This window comes from Pseudoalteromonas sp. 19-MNA-CIBAN-0066, assembly GCF_040308705.1.
GTDB classification, from domain to species: domain Bacteria; phylum Pseudomonadota; class Gammaproteobacteria; order Enterobacterales; family Alteromonadaceae; genus Pseudoalteromonas; species Pseudoalteromonas nigrifaciens.
The window spans coordinates 1-17,570 of record NZ_JBEONZ010000032.1; the positions used below are offsets into that span (position 1 = coordinate 1).

Sequence of the window (17,570 nt, forward strand, 5' to 3'; positions counted from 1 at the left end):
ATAAGAGCAAATAAAATTCGGTGTCAACCGGCCAAGATAATTGACGCGGAACCGGCCAAGTTAATTGACGCTAGATATTTAATGACCAACAGCCTTTATCCCGGTAGTAATCAAATCGCTCAATTAAAGCAAGAAGATTTAACGGATGATATGTTTAATTATGCTTTAGCTACAACTTATGATCTATATCGTGAGTATGGTGGCACAAATAAGGTTGCAAAAGGTGCAAAATTAATTGAAGAGCTGAAAGATAAAATCAGAGCAGATAAAAAGTTATAATAAATAGTTTAAACAAAATAAAAGAAAAGGACAGGCATAAAAAATCAACAGTGCTGTGAATTAAATCCTGGTATTTTCTAAGCCATTTTCCTAAGTGGATTAGACTATGGATGATTATATACCAGGCTAAGTGCTAATAAACTCATTTTAACTAGGAAGTTAGGGAAATAAAATGAGTTTAATTGAAACAAACACAAAGAAGAAAATTATAATGACACCCACGCTAATCACTTTGAAAAACTAGGGTGGGTGTCAATGTTATTCACTTGATTTCGCTATGCGTATTATTATGCGTATAGAGGGCTTAAAATCTAATTTTTAAAGATTGAAATCTAAAGTGAGACCAATCACTTAACGCTGTGATAGTTTGTTTTGTAGGGGGAGCGACATAGATTAAACCTGCAATGGCAATAATTGACGACAATGTAATTAATTTATTATCGAAGTCAGCTATTTTTAGAGCGGTCCCGAAAGAGCGTTTAATTGTGACATTACTTAAATCTACACTGTAAATTTCATCCAGCAATAAATGAATTAATCCTCCGAGTAAAATAAACCCACCCGTTAACCAGGCAAAGGTGGCTGCTTGTGGGGTTGATTGATCATTCAGTTCCCATGTTACTTGAGTTGTTAATAGCGCGCATAGCAGTATAAATAGTAAAGAGTGGCAACTGCCTCTATGTACTGTGATCCATTCAAAAAGTGGTCTAATAATATATTTCATAAATCCGTAAACTAATAAGGGCACTACAATTAACTCGATAAAACTAATTTTAATAATTAGCTCAGTGGTTATGTAATGCAGTACCAGTAATACAGCGCTGAGTGCAAATAAGTTAAAAATAGTGTCGAGTGATGTGGAGTTATCTGAATCTATATCTGGTAATAAACCGCCGATTGAGCCTAAAAACCATAACCAGAGCGCGCCCTTTAAATCAATATGTTCTGCAGATAATAAGGTGGCTGAGGCTAAGCCTGTGATGATTAGCGCAGTATTAAGATGAGTATTGAAGTTTGCCATTGTGTCTCTTGATGGGGAAATAGGAGGGCATTCTAACAATTATGTTCTTTAAGACAAATAAAGGGACAGGCATAAAATAATTAACAGTGCCGTAAATTAATCCACTTGTATTTTCTAAGCCATTTTCCTAGATGGATTAGGAATATGGATGATTTTATACCAGGCTATTTGCTAATAAACTCAATTTAACTAGGACGTTAGGGAAGTAAAATGAGTTTAATTGAAGCAAGCACAAAGGAATTTGGCAATATTACGGTGTTTTTACATAGCCTAGGCTCATTTTGCTATCGTATTGAGTGGTATAGCAAAATGACAGGTGCCTCAATTAGTTTAGCGCGTATTAAAAAGGGTAAATATATAGTCATTCGAAAATGGGCAGCTATACGGGGTTTAACTGATGTGTCTACAGAGTTTGATAGAGCTAATCAAGCATTTATCCATTTATTAAATAATGTTGACGTGGTTAAAGGTAAAGACGATTTGATAGTTGCAGCTAAGCAGCACTGCGTAAACTTATTTGCAAAGTCGGAAGGGTTAAAACCAATTAGCAAACCTAGTTTGCCAAAGCCACGATTACAAGGCGCTATAGGCAAGCAAGTGGTGGTAAAGTCAAGGCTTGGCAACAGCCAAATAGCACAAGGTATGCTACTGCAGCTAATAGGTAACCAAGCTGAAATACAAGTTAATCCCGAACATATAGAAGCAGGCCAATTAAGGCAAAAGTTTTATACTAAACAAGTTTTTATTTGCTAAGCAATTTACAAATTAAGCAATGTGCTAACTAATCAAAGTAAAAAGGAAGCTTTACCTTAATGGTAAAGCCATTTTTTACACACACTTCAAAAGTTCCGCCCAATGCCATTGCGCGCTCTTCAATAAAAGCTAAACCATAATTACCCGAGTTGTTAGCAGGTGTTGCTAAACTGCCATTATCACTAATGGTTAGTGTAATAAAATTATTATCGGTTACGAGTTCTATATGCATTTTGCTGGCATTACTATGCTTAACACAGTTAGTTACAGCTTCTTGGCATATTCGATAAATAGCTATTTCATGATCTTTTGACAGGGCTTTATGAATTTTAAAGTCGGCCTGAAAATTAATTTTTGCCTTATGCAGTAAACTTTTTAGTCGCCCGGCTGTTATTGCCTTATTTAAGCCAAGTTCGTCTAATTCGCGTGGGCGAAGGTAATGCATTAATTGGTATACCGAATCGTACATGGTATTGGCATTCGTTTTTAAGCTTTTAACAAACGACTGAGTATCTTTATTACTCATGTGAGACAAAATAGATAAGTCAGTTTTTAAAGCAGTGAGATTTTGACCCAACTCGTCGTGTAACTCTTGAGAAAGATGTTTTCGCTCATTTTCTTGTACGCTAACCATTTTAGCCGCAAGGTGTGTGTTTTTAGTTAACTGCTTTCTGAGTTCTAGGTTCGTTTTATATAACTCATTATTTTTACGTTTTAGTTCAGTAATTGCAGCGCCTAAAACCATACTGGTAATTGCATTTGCTAAAATGAATAACTGGCTTATATAAGTGTTTTCAGGGGCATGAGTAAAGCTTGCCTCGAGTATAATTAAGCTATTAATTAACGTGGCACTGGTTACAGCGCCCAAAGAGCCAAACCTATACGAAAACCAAATAATGGGTAATAACGAGGCGAGCCTTAGTAGCGGGTAGGTGTCGGGGCGTAGTGCATATACAAAAATTACAATTAATAAAAGGCACAATAAAGCAGCCCCTAAATGCATCATTTTTAGTAATAGCGATTTATTTAATTTATGCCTCACGCTAAAAATTAGCATCATTAGCGGAGTGACTAATAGTGTGCCGGTAATATCCCCAAGGCACATATTTAACTGGTACTGTAATAATTCTGTAGCAACCAGTATATTGGTAAATTCAAACGCACTAGCAAATACAAACCATTTAATAGATGTACTAGCAACAGCCAGTAATATTAACGAAAGTATACCTTGGCTATCGTTAATACTGGGCGGCCAACGGCTGTTTTTTAAAATATAAATAAGCGCAACAAAGCAAAGCTCCTGCCAAAAACCATGAAATAAATTAAAATCCCATTGTGCAAGAGCTAAAACTTCATTATTAAAAGCACCCACAAAGGCAGCGAGAAGACGAGATGTTACCCATAAAGTTAGCCAATACTTTGTAGGTAAAAGTAAAAAGAAGGCAATTTTAATGCCCGCAGGAATAAAAATTGCGCTGCTTTCGGGGACTGTTTCTAGATTTTTGCTGAGCCAAAAAGTTGCAGCAAATATAACAAAATAAACAAGCCCAACAAGTAACTGCTTGGTTACTTGTTTAAAAGCTGTAGTAATAAAAAAACTAAACGAGGGGGATAGGCTAAGTAAGCTCATCTAGTTGTATTACTCCTACATCTATTGCAATTTTTAACAGCTCGAATGAAGTTGTAACGTTAAGCTTAGTGTATATATTTGCCTTATGGACATGAGCAGTTTTAGGCATTATTCCTAATGCTTGTGCTACTTGCTTGGCATTAAGCCCCTTAGAAAATAATGGTAAGGCCTCTATTTCTCGATTTGTTAGTAGCGTAAGTGCGCTACTTTCTGTGGTTAGGGCAAAGTTTACGTCTTCGCTTATATAGCGCTTACCCAAAGCTACAGACTTAACCGCATCTTAATTCTTCAGAAGCCGAGCGTTTTGACACATAACCTAACGCGCCAAGTCGCAAAGCGTTACTCACATAGGGTTCGTGGTCATGCATGGAGGCAACAATGGTTTTAATGTTAGGAAAATGCTCAAAAAGGTAAGATAAAAAAGTAAGCCCGGTTTCTTTACCGTTAAGCGATATATCCACTATAAATATATCGGGTTGTTCTAGTTCAACCGCAAGCTTTGCTTCATTTACGCTGCAAGCTTCTATTATTACTTTCCAATCTGGCTGTAATTCGAGTAGCTTTTTAAAGCTATCTCTTACTAGTTGATGATCTTCTATGATACCAATGTGCATTTATATCTCCCTTTAAAATTATTATACATGGTAATAGGTAAGTATTGGCTAGGAAAAAATCTTAGAAAGGGTAATTAGGTAGAAAAATAAAGGAAGGAAATAAAGGGACAGGCATAAAATAATTTACAGTGCCTAAATTTTTGAATACTTCACGATCTTACTAAAAATAAGCTGTGGAATTTAATGTCAGCTAGCTTAATCTCTAGAAGATTTATTTTGGGCTGGTGGTTATTTGAAAGTCTATGCTTGCTCTTAGATGGATAAGTCTATTTATAAGCTCCTTGTTTGTAAAGTTATTTCAGGACGGGTCAGTGAGCAACAAAAAAGCCTAGCATGTTAACGCTAGGCTTTTTGTTATTTATTTATAAGAATTAAACTTTAAATCTATGCACTGGTTTTATTACGAATCAATTTGTAGTTTAAGAATTCAGTAATACCAAGGGTACCAAGTTCACGACCGAAGCCTGAGCGCTTAACACCGCCAAAAGGGGTGTTGGCTTCAGTACCAGAAGGTGCGTTTATGGTCACCATGCCGACTTCTAACTGATCAGCAATCTCAGCTGCCAATTCTGAGTCTTTAGTCTGGATTGACGCACCAAGACCAAATGGAACATCGTTGGCAATTTTGATCGCATCAGCGATATCACGAGCTTTATAAATAACAGCAACAGGACCAAATAGTTCTTCGCTATAAACAGCCATTGAGTTATCGACATTGGTAAGTACTGCTGGAGCAAACCAAGCGCCTGGCTTGTCTTTGACAATGCCGCCTTCAATTAGAACGGTGGCACCAGCTTTTATTGCTTCATCTAACTGCTTTTGTAAATTGACTGCAGCGCTTTTTGAGGACATCGGTCCGATAAAGGTTGTTTGATCTAATGGATCAGACAACGTCATCTCACGAACCGCATCGGCAAAGCCTTGTACAAACTTATCATAAACGGCTTCAACGACAATTAGGCGCTTAGCGGCGTTACAAGCTTGTCCTGTATTGCCAAAGCGGCCGGTGATGGCATCTGCTACTGCTTGCTCAATATCAGCATCTGCTGCAACGATAAAGGCATCTGAACCCCCAAGCTCTAAAACGACCTTTTTAAGGGCGCCGCCTGCTATTTTAGCAACTGCTTGTCCTGCACGCTCAGAACCTGTTAATGAGATGCCTTGTATTCTGCTGTCTTCGATGATAGTTGCGGCTTGATCATTGGTAGCAAATACATTGTTATATACGCCATCTGGTAAACCGGCATCTTTAAGAATTTCGACAATTACTTCTGCCGTTTTAGGGCACTGTGGGGCATGCTTTAAAATAATTGTATTGCCTGCCATAAAGTTAGGTGCTGCAAAGCGTGCTACTTGATAATGCGGATAGTTCCACGGCATAATTCCTAACAATGCGCCTACTGGCAGTTTCTCTACAAAAGCTGAGCCTTCGGCTACATTGATTTGGTTATGTGCTAATAGCTGTTCTGCGTTGTCTGCATAATAGCGATATATTTCAGCGACTAGAGCGAGCTCTCCTTTACCTTGGGCTACAGGCTTGCCCATTTCTACAGCGATCATGTTTGCCAGCTCATCTTGACGCTCAATATAGATATCTGCAATTTTGTGCAGAAGTGCGCTGCGCTCGCTAAGAGAGATGTTACGCCATTCTTTATAGGCATCATCAGCTTTTGTGATGGCTTGCTGAATATCTTGTTCATTTGCAGTAGGGTAGCTGGCTTCAACTTTGCCAGTTGCTGGATTGGTTACTTTATATTCGCTCATAAATATTCCTTGGATTAAAAGTTCATTTATAGTGACTCACTGAGTACAACTATTATTTATACAACTGCAACATGTAAGCGTACATCAATACTAAATGTTGCATTAGAGTAAGGACAGGTTAGATGAGATTTTGTGATTGCACATTGTTAATACGTGATACTTCAACAGACAGATCTATATATATTAAGTTATAGCTATTATCGGCTTTCATACCAAGACCGACTTGAGCAGATGTTGAAGCTGTAATTGGTAATTTTAACTGTTGTGCTGCCATGTTCAGGGCGCGCTATCGAAACGCGCTGCATAACCCATCACAAACAGCTGTTCTGGATTAAAACCCTTTTTATCTGGTTCTTGAAAGAACACCAAATCAAAAACTTAGTGAACCATCGACAAGACTTGTATGGCCAAACTGATCACAGGCTGCTATTGCCTAAGCTGTGTAATACTTTCATTTTGTGATGCGATCATTATAAGGGACAGCTTAATAATTCGTTATAATAGTCCTACAAATGTGTTGCCTAATCCTATAAAAATTTGTACTGTCAATCAGGTTCTAAAAATAAGTAAAATATGATGCAGAAAACAAACATTGAGCAACTACTTAGATTAATCCCTAAGAACCAAACCATCGAATCAGATATTCCAGACTTAGTATTTCATTGTGCCGACAGGCCAGAAAAAATAATCGGTTATGTCCTAGAGCCTAGTATATGTATTGTTTTACAAGGCGAGCGCGAGGTTTACTTAGGAACAGATTGTGTAAAGTTTGACAATACTAACCTGATGTTTTGTCCAGTAGACGCTCCATTGAACATACATATTAAACAGGCTTCGTTAGACAATCCTGTTGTTGTATTATCTATGAAATTAAATTTGCTAATGATTCGCGACGTTCTGGCTAAAATACCACCTAAAAAACATATAGACGAGGGTTATTTTGGAATCAAATGGCAATTAGATGACTCTATCATGCCATCGTTTGATCGATTGATAGAGTTACTTAATTATCCAAATGATATTGAATTTCTATCTCCTTTAATACAGCAAGAAATTTATTATCGATTACTATCAGGAAAACAAGGCGATAAGCTGCGCCAACTGGTAACGAATGGCAGCCATATTCATCGTATTGCTCAAGCAGTCGATTGGCTGAAAGCACATCTAGATGAACCTTTGGTTATTGCAGACTTGGCAAGCCGCTGCGGTATGAGTGTTTCAGGGTTTCACCAACACTTTAAGAAAATTACTCAGTTGAGTCCGCTACAGTATCAAAAAAACTTACGATTAATGGAGGCGCGACGGCTGATTAAAATCAATGACGCGCAAATATCATACATTGCCCTGCAAGTAGGATATGAAAGCCCTAGCCAGTTTAGCCGAGAATATAAACGACTGTTTGGCATCAGTCCAAATAATGACTTGGATTAAAGCATCGCAACAGCAGTCTTCCAGATGGTCACAAAGCAGAAATAAAGGTAACAGAAATAAAGGGACAGGCATAAAATAATTAACAGTGCCATAAATTAAACCCTGATATTTTCTAAGCCATTTTCCTAGGTGGGTTAGGAATATGAATGATTCTATACCCCAGGCTATTTGCTAATAAACTCATTTTAACTAGTAGAAAATAAAGGGACAGGCATAAAATAATTAATAGGTTAAATATTGCCCCTTACCAATCAAAACTTTATTTTTACTAAATTAAAGCGGCTCACTTCAAGCCGCTATTTCTTTTAAAATCTTTTATAACTAAAGCGCTTCAAAAATAGCAGCTATACCTTGTCCGCCACCAATACACATAGTGACCAAGCCGTATTTACCGTTAATGCGTTTCAGTTCGTACAGGCATTTGGTCGATAAAATAGCACCGGTTGCGCCAACAGGGTGGCCAAGTGCTATAGCTCCGCCATTGGGATTTACTCTATGCTCAGGAAAGTTTAACTCATTGCCTACGCATAATGCCTGTGCGGCAAAGGCTTCGTTTGATTCTATTACGTCCATGTCATCAATAGTTAATCCAGTTTTGTCAAACACCTGTTGCACAGCAGGAATAGGCCCTGTGCCCATTAATGAAGGCTCAACACCTGCTCTGGCATAACCGACTAGGCGACCGAGTGGTTTTAAGCCTTGCTCATTGGCCTTTTGCTCCGACATAAGCACTAACATGGCTGCGCCATCATTAATACCTGATGAGGTAGCTGCGGTGACTGTACCATTTTGTTTAAAGTAGGGTTTTAAGGTGGCGAGTTTTTCGACCGTTGTGTCAGCACGAACATGCTCGTCAGTATCAAAAATTTGATTACCGTTACGAGATTTAATTTCGATGGGCATTATTTGCTGTTTAAAATAGCCTGCGGTAATGGCTTTAGCCGCTTTATGATGGCTTTGTGCTGCGTAAGCGTCTTGTTGCTTGCGGCTAATGCTATATTTTTCTGCAATGTTTTCAGCGGTAACGCCCATAGGGGTGTTGTCCCATGGGTCTTGTAATGTGGTAGTTAGCTCATCAACTACTGTACTATCACCCATTTTTTGGCCCCAACGATTACTTGCTAGAGTATAGCCTGAGCTACTCATGCTTTCTGCTCCGCCTGCTAAAGCTGCGTTTACATCACCTAATTGAATTTGTTGTGCTGCTTGTATAATGGCTTCTAAACCCGAACCACACAAGCGGTTGAGTGTTACCGCGTGACTGCTAATTGGTAACCCTGCATTTAGCCCAATTACTCGCGACAAATACGCGTCTTTAGGACCGTTATGTATCACTTTACCTACCACACATGAACCAACTTGCTTTGGTGAAATATTTGCTCTGGCTAATGCTTCTTTGGCGCACATAGTGCCTAACTGAGCGGGAGTGAAGTTTTTAAGGCTGCCACCAAAGCCACCGATAGCAGTGCGTACTGCGCTTAATATTACTACGCTATTGTTATTAAATTGTGTCATTGTGTTCTCTTATTATTTTTTTGCTTGTATCCACTTTGTTCTAAATGATATTAAAAGAGCAAAAGGATAAAGGTTGACTTTAATTCATCAAAACATAATTTTAAAATAAACTAAAGCTGCAGGCGTTGAGTTGATATATAACTTTGTTAATCATTTTATGTTTTTGCTTTAAAGAGATTTAAAAGATTTAAAAGGACAGGCACAAAGTATTTGCAAAACTCACATTAGCTACTACTGTTATTATATCCAGTGGTTATTGGTTTTGTATTTTATGACACGCGCAAGAAAAAATCTCATTGATTTGGCATCAACATCTTATTATCACTTAATAGCTAGATGCGTTAGGCGAGCTTTTTTGTGTGGTGATGATAAATACACAGGCAAAAACTTTGATCACCGCAGAGAGTGGCTAGTAGAGCGTATAAAGTTGTTAAGTAGTGTGTTTGCCATAGAGATTGCAGCTTACGCAATTATGAGCAATCACTATCACTTAGTTGTAAATGTTAATAGAAAGCAGGCACTAGATTGGGCAAATAGTGAAGTAATTGAACGCTGGTATAGGCTTTATAATGGCCACGCTTTGGTGGATAGTTACTTAAAAGGCGAGCAGTTAGATAATGCGAGTTTAGTTTGCGTTAATGAAATTATAGCTAAATGGCGAGAAAGACTTTACGACATAAGCTGGTATATGAAAAACCTAAATGAATACATTGCCCGTGAAGCAAATAAGGAAGATAGCTGCACAGGTAAGTACTGGGAAGGGCGCTATAAATCACAAGCATTATTAGATGAAACCGCATTGCTTAGTTGCATGGCCTATGTCGATTTAAATCCTATTAGAGCAAACATGGCCGGTACGTTAGAAGACAGTGATTTTACTTCTATTCAAGAACGTATAGCGCAATTGACAGCCTTTACTAAAAATACGGTTCAAACAAATAACCCCTCAAAGCAAAAAGATAGTGTTCAAGATCAAAGTCAACCAAGTCAGCTAAAGCCATTTTGCGCTAACAACATAAAACACACTATACCTTTTGCGTTACTAGATTACCTAGAATTAGTAGATTGGAGTGGTCGTCAAATTTCTCCAAACAAAAAAGGATATATAAATAAAGCAATTCCTAAAGTGCTAGTTACTCTGAATATAGAAGAAGCACAATGGCTTGAATCGATTCAACGATTTAGGCATAAATATTCAAACTTTGCAGGGAGTAAACAACGATTAAAGCAGCAAGCCGCGAATAACGATGTTAAATGGTACAAAGGTGCAGGGTGAGCGCCACACCTTCAGCGATAACTTAACAACAACTTTAACAAACCGCCTTTGAAACTAACTTTACCTGCCTGATATCCCTACTAAACACATATCTACTAATAACTTAAATTATGTAAACTAATAGAGCGTAGAAGTGTGGGGGAATTAGTAAATAACGATGACGAATTTTGAGGTTAAATAAACCGGGAAATATGTGCCTGTCCCATTTTTAATATGTCCCATTTTTAATAAATAGTTTTATGCCAATATTGCAATAAACACCGTTTATGGTATAAGACTGCCAGCTTTAGTTTACTCAATATAGTATGGATAATAGCAAGGGTGAACAAGCCAATTTAATCTATTGAATTTTTTGGACTTTTATCGAAAAACGGCGCCCAGTATTATCTTTAATATAAAGCCGCTTTGCAGCAACAGCACTTAACCAAACACACCGAATTTATTTTAGCCTACGGCTACACCTTAAATCATACGTACCGCACGAATGCTTATATGAGCACGTACCTGGGTATTTAGTATTAATTACACGCCGCTGGTGATGATCACGCTAGGCATGTCATTTTGTAAGTTAATTAATTCTAATCACACGGCTATGGCCGTAAATTTGTATAACCAGTTTATAAGCTACAGCACGTTTATAAACGTCAATGCTTTAAACGTAATCCAACAAAAGCGGCATTACCTCACATGCCAAGCTTTGCAAACAGCCTATAAGTACTAAGCACTAGTTACTGCTTTAGGCTGCAATTCAATTTTAGTTATGTAATTAACAAGGTTAACAATGAACACCAATTTTAAAGAGCGTAAGCTTACTTATTTATCTGCTTGTTTAGTTTTCTTATTTACCAGCCAAACAAGCTCAGCCTTTGAGCAACCACCGCTATTTAATCAGGCTAATACAGCTATAGAGAGGGTTGCAGTGATAGGCTCGCGCCATGTATACAGCAGTAACTTTACGCCTTTAGAAACACCACAAGCTGAGCAAACAATCGATTTAGCAACGCTTGAAAATGCTGGCGCATGGGATTTAAACCAAGCATTGGATCTATCTGCTTCGGTTGCTAGGCAAAATAACTTTGGTGGCCTGTTAAATAATTTTGCTTTACGTGGTTTTACAGGAGATGAAAACCTCTCGAGTAACTACTTAGTTAATGGCTTTAATATAGGCTGGGGCTTGGGTGGTACGCGAGATCTGTCAAGTATTGCCTCGGTTGAGGTGCTAAAAGGGCCGCGTGCTGCGTTATTTGGTCGGGGAGAACCTGGCGGAGTGGTTAACTTAATAACTAAACGGCCAGCATTTGATACCGCAGGCGAACTAAAACTTGCTGTTGCAAGTGAGGATACCTATAGGGCTGATATAGATTACACCACTGGGGTTTCTGATGATGTTGCAATTAGACTGATCGGTTTTTATGAAGATTCAAATAGCTTTAGAGACACCATTAAAAAAACCAAACAAGGCGTTAGCCCATCAGTAGCTTGGTATATTAACGACAATAGTGAACTGATTTACGAACTTGAATACAGTAAGCAAACAATACCTTTTGATAGAGGAGTGTTAGCAATAAATGGTGAGCTTGGGGTTATTCCTGCAAACCGATTTTTAGGTGAGCCGGGTGATGGCCCTATTACAGCACAAGTAATTGGCCATCAGCTTGAACTTAAGCATGATATTAATGACGACTGGAGTGTATTAATTGCTGCTAATTACCGTGATACTAAGTTAACCGGTTTTGCCACTGAAACTGGTTTTGCAGGTGTAGTGAATGATGAGGTTAATCGCTTTAGGCGTTATCGAGATTACAGTGCAAACTATAAGGTTTTACGCGGCGAAGTTACTGGCGATATTAATTTTGCAGGGTTTGAGCATCGTTTAACTATAGGGGCTGATACCGATAAATTTGAAAACGATCAGTTTTTACTACAGGTAAAGGGCGATCAATATATTAATGTATATAACCCAGAGTATGGTGCTTATGCGCTACCTGCACCCACCACTCATACTGATCGTATTGAAATTCAGCAATCATTGGGCGTATTTATACAAGATCAAATAAGTTTAACCAATAAGCTAGATATACGTCTTGGCGCGCGTTTAGACGATTTTAAGCAAACACTTAATAATCGTTTAACTAATACAGGGTATAAACAAACAGAATCGCGTATTAGTCCGCAATTAGGGGCTGTGTATGCGGTGTCTGACTTTATATCGGCTTATGCGGCTTATGGTGAAAACTTTCGTCCGCTTTCGGGTACCGACGCCCAGGGAAACGGCTTTAAACCAAACCAAACAACTTCAAAGGAAGTAGGCGTTAAGGTTAGTTTAAATAACGGTGCGCTGGTGGGCACCTTAGCCTTATTTAAAGTTGAGCAACAAAATATGTTGGTAGTAGACGATCCAACAGCATTTACCAGTGCCGCTATTGGGGAGGCGCAAAGTAAAGGGTTTGAAATTGATATAAATGGTCAACTAACGAATAACTTAAACCTGTGGGCGTCTTATGCTTATGTTGATGCAACAACCAAAAATTCATTTTACGATAGCAACTTTGGCCTAAATATAGCTGCAGGCAGCTCGCTGTTAAATATTCCTCAGCATCAATTGAGTTTACAGTTGGTAAAGTCGACAGAAGTGAATGGAAAAACACTAAAATTGGGTGGTGGTTTACTTTATGTGGGAGATCGAAATGGCTTTTTTGGTACCGACTTTACACTGCCAAGTTATATAACTGCTCGGGCATTTATGCGTTACGCCGTATCAGACTCAATAACGCTAACAGGGGAGCTAGATAACTTATTTAATGAAACTTATTATATCAGCTCATTTTCAGACGCTTGGGTGCAACCAGGCACGCCTCGTAGTGTTAGATTTTCTGCCTCGTTTAAGTTTTAATACCTTACACGTATTTTAAAAACGTATAACAGGCTGGTTAATATAAGCAGCCTGTTAGTTAATCTAGTATTGAGTAAGGTATTTTATTGTGGGTACTTTAGTGGCTTGCTTTATCGCCCCAAATTTCTTCTAGGCGGTTGTCGCGCCCACAACGCCAGCGATAGGTATTGTAGCGAATAGGATTGTTTTTATAATAATCTTGATGGTAACTTTCATCGCCTTTAATTGGGTAAAAAGTACTGGTGTTTAGTATAGGGGTAACCACGGTTTTATTTGGGAACTGTTTGCTCACTGCTTGTTTAGATTGCACTGCTAATTTGCGCTCTTGCTCGTTAGCTACAAAAATAGCGCTTAAGTAACTTGGCCCTTTATCGCAAAATTGGCCTTTAGCATCAAAGGGATCAATGTTTACCCAGTAATGCTCGAGTATAGCTTTATAGCTAACTATTGCAGGATCGTAAGTAATTTCTACAGCTTCATAATGACCACGATGATTGCCGTTATAAGTTGGGTTTTTAAGTTTACCTCCCGTAAAACCCGATATTACATCGGTTACACCTGCTAGCTTTTCAAAATCACTTTCCATACACCAAAAGCAACCTCCGGCTAAAACGGCTTTTTCGGTTTTGTTTGCATGGGCGAGCGAGGCATAAAATATAACGGATGATGTTAACGCTAAGGCTAATATTCTTTTCATAAAATCTCGCATCTGTTTGATGAATGTATAAATAAATATATTGGTATAGTTACTAGACCCGCTATTAGTAAAACGTATTTCATTTTTATTTGTAAGCCGCAACGCGCTTTAGTGAATGAGGCCGCTTTAATAAAACCCACTTTAAAGCCTAAACCCTATTTTTGAGACTAACGCAAAGCTTGTTAGCTAATTTTAAGAACAGTAAAACTAATAAAATGCTTATTGCCGGTGGATCACAACTAGGCATTAGCAAAAAGATAGCGGGTAGGTGCTTAGTACACAAGCTTATAAAATGTTAACTGCCAATACCGCTGGTGGGGGTATGTATTTAAAAAGTAGGGAAGTAAGATATTTAGCACAAATGGCGTTGACTGTGTGCGTACAGTGTTTGTTTTTATATAATAAACTTTATGTATAAATTCAGTTTTATAATAGGTTGTTATATATAAAGTTTTAACTTTAAATGGTGCCGGTTTACTTAGCTGGGTTACAATATTGCAGGTAACTGTATTTATATACAGTAGTTGTTTGGGAATGTATAATATTACCTGTACTTATTAAAGTGCAGAATAGGAGTTTAATAAGAAATGGCTAGTGTATTAAACACCTTATTCAGAGCTTATTTTATTTATACTGAATGCTATTAGCTTTAATGGACAAAGTTATGAGCAAAAAGAACACATCATGCTTTGTTGTGGGTGAGTATAGTTTAGCAATAGCGCTAATCTTTATGTTTTCTTTATCATAAGTAAAGGGCGGGGCTTACCGCATAGCGATGCTCCGTTTTAGTTACCAGTAATTATATAGTGCTCTGTTTATAGCAAAGCTATTTTTTGGGTAAGTTGCCTTAACATAGCATCGGCATTGGGAGATTGCTCGTTTAACCCGCTAATTAAAGTCATAAAGTAGCAGTCAATCATTACGCTTGCTTTTACGTCATCAATTTGAGTTTGCTGCTGAAATAATAACTGTTTAAACAGGCTTACTTGCTCACTAAAAAAGGTTGCTTGCCAAATAACATTACTGATAAGTATTTTACTAAATTCACTGTTTTCACAATAAAAATAATACAGGGGATGTGCATAATGACGCAGCTTTAATCTAGGAGAGTGTTGTTTATCGGATGCGCGAGCTTGATTAATTATAGCGGTAATTTGTTGCTGCATTCCGGCAATTAATAAGTCTATTTTATTTTCGAAATGACTAAATACAGTGCCCACAGCCACACCAGCAGCTGTTGCAATTTCTCGGGTTGAGGTATGCTCGTAACCTTGTAATAAAAATAACTCCCAAGCAGATACTAAAATTTTATTACGTGTTCTCTGTTTTTTATCCATTATATTTGTGTATTGCTCTCTACTAGTTTTATTAAGTAATGTTTGTAAGTGCAAAATAAGTGTTATAAAACTGCATTAAAAACAATTGAGTACCCTATTTTAAGCTTGCAAATGCTTATTGATTATTCGCTACTTACTAAATTAAGTAAATAGTAATTGAGTGCGCTCATTTTTATTGTGAGCATGCTCAATTAATAATCTGCATTGTTATTATTATAGCAAACATGTATTTGTTCATTCTACAGGTTCTAGTTTGTTTATCTAACTCTCAAGTTAGAGTTTATTGCCTTATTTAAGCGCATTAAAATAAACCAATAGCTTGGTTATAAGCGATAATATTTACTCGCGTAAATGCTATAAAAATTAGCACAGTGTAATACTTAGGATATGTTGTTTAATAGCTGCATTTTAACTAAAATAACTTTATTTATAATGGTTGGTGTGTAAATGAATCAATTAACCGAAAAATCGATTGGCTGCCCTTATTGCGGCGAAACAATTGACGTTTTACTAGATGCTGCAGATTTAGACCAACAGTATATTGAAGACTGCCAGGTGTGTTGTAAGCCAATTATTTTTAAAGTTTTTGAAGATGCTGATGCTGAGCTTGGTGTTAATGTATACAGTGAAGATGATGCATTTTAACTTTTATAATCTCGCAGATTTAATTTAAAACCAAAAGGCTGCTTTTTATCAAAGCAGCCTTTTGGTTATTTATGTAAGCTAAAAAGTCGTTATTTATTTTGCTGCTCTCTTGCTAATTGGTTTGGCAATAATTGCTCTATAATTTCGCGAGCGGGAAGGGTGTAGCGCGTGCCGTCAAACATCACCGAAGTGAACTCGTTAATATTAGTAATCCCCGTTAGGGTCCAACCTTCGCCGCGCTCAGGGCAATAAACCGTGGTAGTGGGCTGTATTACTTTAAAATCGTCACTCATGGCTAATTACTCTCAATATATTGCTTGTTAATGCAGTATGGTAAGTTAATAATACTGTTATATAAAGTGCTATTTATTGCTTAATAGCTATTTTTACAAATATTGAATTTAAGTAGTAGGTAGCTCAAAAATTTATAATTTTGGTAATTGCATGTTTAAAACAATAACACTACCGCGAGTTACCTTGCGTTTAATAACTCACAAACATGGCGCAGCTTTGTTTGGCATTTTAAATCATCCTTTAGTGTCTCAATATAACGATTACCAAACACCGCTTAGCCAGCAACAGGTAAAGCAATTAATACAAAACGATATTAGCGGCTATTACGAAGGTGGTGTATTGCGCTTAGCAATTGAGCATAACAGCAATGGCCAATTGTTAGGCTCGTGTGGTTTATACAAAATAAATACAGACAAGCAAACTGCTTTTATAGGTTTTGAGCTACACCCAGATTTTTGGCAACAAGGAATTATGCAAGAAGTGCTTTTAGGCTTTATGGCAGTAATGCCTGCATTACAATTAAAACATTTGTATGCTGAGGTAAGTACACACAACCAACGTTCACACGCTTTGCTAATAAAGCTAGGATTTACGCCAAAGTGTGGTGTACAAAATAGTGATAACAGTTCACTTTGGTATAAATTATTATAGAGTTAGCGTGCTACAATAGCCGGTTTAAATCTAAACGTTACCTCCGTAATTACTGTAATTATTTATAAGTAAACATAGTAAAGAACACATCATACTTGCTGTGAGGGAGTAATACCTTAGCAAAGGTGTTAAATTTATAAAGTAGCAGGGCAGTAGTAAATGCTAAGCGCAGATATTTATTTCAAATTACAATATCTGAGATCCTGACGACTTATCCGGTTCACTTAAATTGCACATTTGAGTTCGGCGTGTTTAACCTTTATGGTGGCTTTGGTCCGCACTAATAAAACCTACTATATGCAAGTGCACGTAACGTTATTTGAAATGACAGCTACAGAGCAAATTGATATAGCGTTTTCAAGGCCATTACTAAGAAGCACAATTAGCAATGAATTTATTAGCCATACGGTCTATCCAGATAAGCTAGTTGCTCTTGTTAATCAAGGCCATAAATGTGAAAGTAAACAAGTCGGGTTTTCGCCAAATAGTGTCAGCAAACCTAGGCATATGCAAACATTAGTAACCGAGATTGTAATGTTTAGGAGTGGGGTGATAGGACTGTATTGTGCACAAGAAATTTTACAGTGAGGATGTCATTTTATAACGCTGGAGAATGTAAGTACGCAAAGTCCACTACAAATTCAATTTAAAAAATGACGTAAGTACAACATTTGTAAATATAGTTTTAAGCGCCCAAATAGACATTCAAAGCAGCATGGCTGAGTGATGCTATAAACTTAAAACCAATAAAAAAGGCCTTGTTATGCTCT

General features: G+C 37.5%; 17 protein-coding genes and 1 pseudogene. 8 read left to right on the forward strand and 10 right to left on the reverse strand.

Annotation, left to right across the window (positions count from 1 at the left end; all coding sequences use genetic code 11):
- Positions 1–279: pseudogene (locus tag AAEZ18_RS14970) on the forward strand (hypothetical protein); the annotation flags it as partial.
- 304 nt (positions 280–583) lie between these two features.
- Here the strand turns inward: AAEZ18_RS14970 and AAEZ18_RS14975 are convergent.
- Positions 584–1,300 (reverse strand): metal-dependent hydrolase, encoded by a 717-nt coding sequence (locus AAEZ18_RS14975; protein ID WP_011328272.1) that lies wholly within the window; start codon positions 1,298–1,300, stop codon positions 584–586.
- 210 nt (positions 1,301–1,510) lie between these two features.
- Between AAEZ18_RS14975 and AAEZ18_RS14980 the strand changes: the two genes are divergently transcribed.
- Positions 1,511–2,053, forward strand: coding sequence for a hypothetical protein (locus AAEZ18_RS14980; protein WP_011328271.1), 543 nt, complete (start codon positions 1,511–1,513; stop codon positions 2,051–2,053).
- A 28-nt stretch (positions 2,054–2,081) separates the two neighbouring features.
- On the opposite strand, the gene AAEZ18_RS14985 is transcribed toward AAEZ18_RS14980, so the two are convergent.
- The 5 genes from AAEZ18_RS14985 to AAEZ18_RS15005 all read right to left on the reverse strand — a co-directional run bounded on the left by AAEZ18_RS14985 (position 2,082) and on the right by AAEZ18_RS15005 (position 6,335).
- Entirely contained in the window at positions 2,082–3,683 is a 1,602-nt protein-coding gene (locus AAEZ18_RS14985; protein ID WP_011328270.1) for an MASE1 domain-containing protein, read from the reverse strand.
- Positions 3,670–3,942 carry a response regulator transcription factor gene (locus AAEZ18_RS14990; RefSeq protein ID WP_350595104.1) on the reverse strand — a complete coding sequence of 91 codons (273 nt, stop codon included), beginning with the start codon at positions 3,940–3,942 and terminating at the stop codon, positions 3,670–3,672. Before AAEZ18_RS14990 ends, AAEZ18_RS14985 begins: the two co-directional genes overlap by 14 nt.
- 10 nt (positions 3,943–3,952) lie before the next feature.
- Positions 3,953–4,297, reverse strand: coding sequence for a response regulator (locus AAEZ18_RS14995; RefSeq protein WP_350595105.1), 345 nt, complete (start codon positions 4,295–4,297; stop codon positions 3,953–3,955).
- A gap of 384 nt (positions 4,298–4,681) precedes the next feature.
- Complete coding sequence (locus AAEZ18_RS15000; protein WP_011328268.1) at positions 4,682–6,061, reverse strand: NAD-dependent succinate-semialdehyde dehydrogenase; 1,380 nt, start codon at positions 6,059–6,061, stop codon at positions 4,682–4,684.
- Between the two features lie 118 nt (positions 6,062–6,179).
- Positions 6,180–6,335 (reverse strand): hypothetical protein, encoded by a 156-nt coding sequence (locus AAEZ18_RS15005; protein ID WP_218910930.1) that lies wholly within the window; start codon positions 6,333–6,335, stop codon positions 6,180–6,182.
- Between the two features lie 299 nt (positions 6,336–6,634).
- Here AAEZ18_RS15005 and AAEZ18_RS15010 point away from each other — a divergent pair, with 299 nt between their 5' ends.
- On the forward strand, positions 6,635–7,492 hold the full coding sequence (locus AAEZ18_RS15010; protein ID WP_041454433.1) for an AraC family transcriptional regulator: 858 nt from the start codon (positions 6,635–6,637) through the stop codon (positions 7,490–7,492).
- Between the two features lie 321 nt (positions 7,493–7,813).
- Here the strand turns inward: AAEZ18_RS15010 and AAEZ18_RS15015 are convergent, their stop codons facing one another.
- Positions 7,814–9,007, reverse strand: coding sequence for an acetyl-CoA C-acyltransferase family protein (locus AAEZ18_RS15015; RefSeq protein WP_350550126.1), 1,194 nt, complete (start codon positions 9,005–9,007; stop codon positions 7,814–7,816).
- A gap of 355 nt (positions 9,008–9,362) precedes the next feature.
- On the opposite strand from AAEZ18_RS15015, the gene AAEZ18_RS15020 reads away from it, so the two are divergent.
- The gene (locus AAEZ18_RS15020; RefSeq protein WP_407072702.1) at positions 9,363–10,283 is read left to right on the forward strand and encodes a transposase; all 921 of its coding nucleotides are present in this window, start codon (positions 9,363–9,365) and stop codon (positions 10,281–10,283) included.
- A gap of 781 nt (positions 10,284–11,064) precedes the next feature.
- Entirely contained in the window at positions 11,065–13,176 is a 2,112-nt protein-coding gene (locus tag AAEZ18_RS15025) for a TonB-dependent siderophore receptor (RefSeq protein ID WP_350550131.1), read from the forward strand.
- 97 nt (positions 13,177–13,273) lie between these two features.
- Here the strand turns inward: AAEZ18_RS15025 and msrA are convergent, their stop codons facing one another.
- The gene (msrA, locus tag AAEZ18_RS15030) at positions 13,274–13,873 is read right to left on the reverse strand and encodes a peptide-methionine (S)-S-oxide reductase MsrA (protein ID WP_041454432.1); all 600 of its coding nucleotides are present in this window, start codon (positions 13,871–13,873) and stop codon (positions 13,274–13,276) included.
- A gap of 815 nt (positions 13,874–14,688) precedes the next feature.
- Positions 14,689–15,210, reverse strand: coding sequence for a TetR/AcrR family transcriptional regulator (locus AAEZ18_RS15035; protein WP_086996965.1), 522 nt, complete (start codon positions 15,208–15,210; stop codon positions 14,689–14,691).
- Positions 15,211–15,657: 447 nt separating this feature from the next.
- Here AAEZ18_RS15035 and AAEZ18_RS15040 point away from each other — a divergent pair, with 447 nt between their 5' ends.
- A complete protein-coding gene (locus AAEZ18_RS15040; protein ID WP_011328257.1) occupies positions 15,658–15,855 on the forward strand; it encodes a CPXCG motif-containing cysteine-rich protein in 198 nt (65 codons plus the stop codon).
- A gap of 89 nt (positions 15,856–15,944) precedes the next feature.
- Here the strand turns inward: AAEZ18_RS15040 and AAEZ18_RS15045 are convergent, their stop codons facing one another.
- Positions 15,945–16,148: a hypothetical protein gene (locus tag AAEZ18_RS15045; protein WP_011328256.1), complete on the reverse strand. Its 204-nt coding sequence runs from the start codon at positions 16,146–16,148 to the stop codon at positions 15,945–15,947.
- 151 nt (positions 16,149–16,299) lie between these two features.
- Between AAEZ18_RS15045 and AAEZ18_RS15050 the strand changes: the two genes are divergently transcribed.
- Together AAEZ18_RS15050 and AAEZ18_RS15055 are read left to right on the forward strand one after the other, a co-directional pair.
- The gene (locus tag AAEZ18_RS15050; RefSeq protein ID WP_011328255.1) at positions 16,300–16,800 is read left to right on the forward strand and encodes a GNAT family N-acetyltransferase; all 501 of its coding nucleotides are present in this window, start codon (positions 16,300–16,302) and stop codon (positions 16,798–16,800) included.
- A gap of 261 nt (positions 16,801–17,061) precedes the next feature.
- Positions 17,062–17,388: a type 2 periplasmic-binding domain-containing protein gene (locus AAEZ18_RS15055; protein ID WP_350595107.1), complete on the forward strand. Its 327-nt coding sequence runs from the start codon at positions 17,062–17,064 to the stop codon at positions 17,386–17,388.
- Positions 17,389–17,570: the final 182 nt, after the last annotated feature.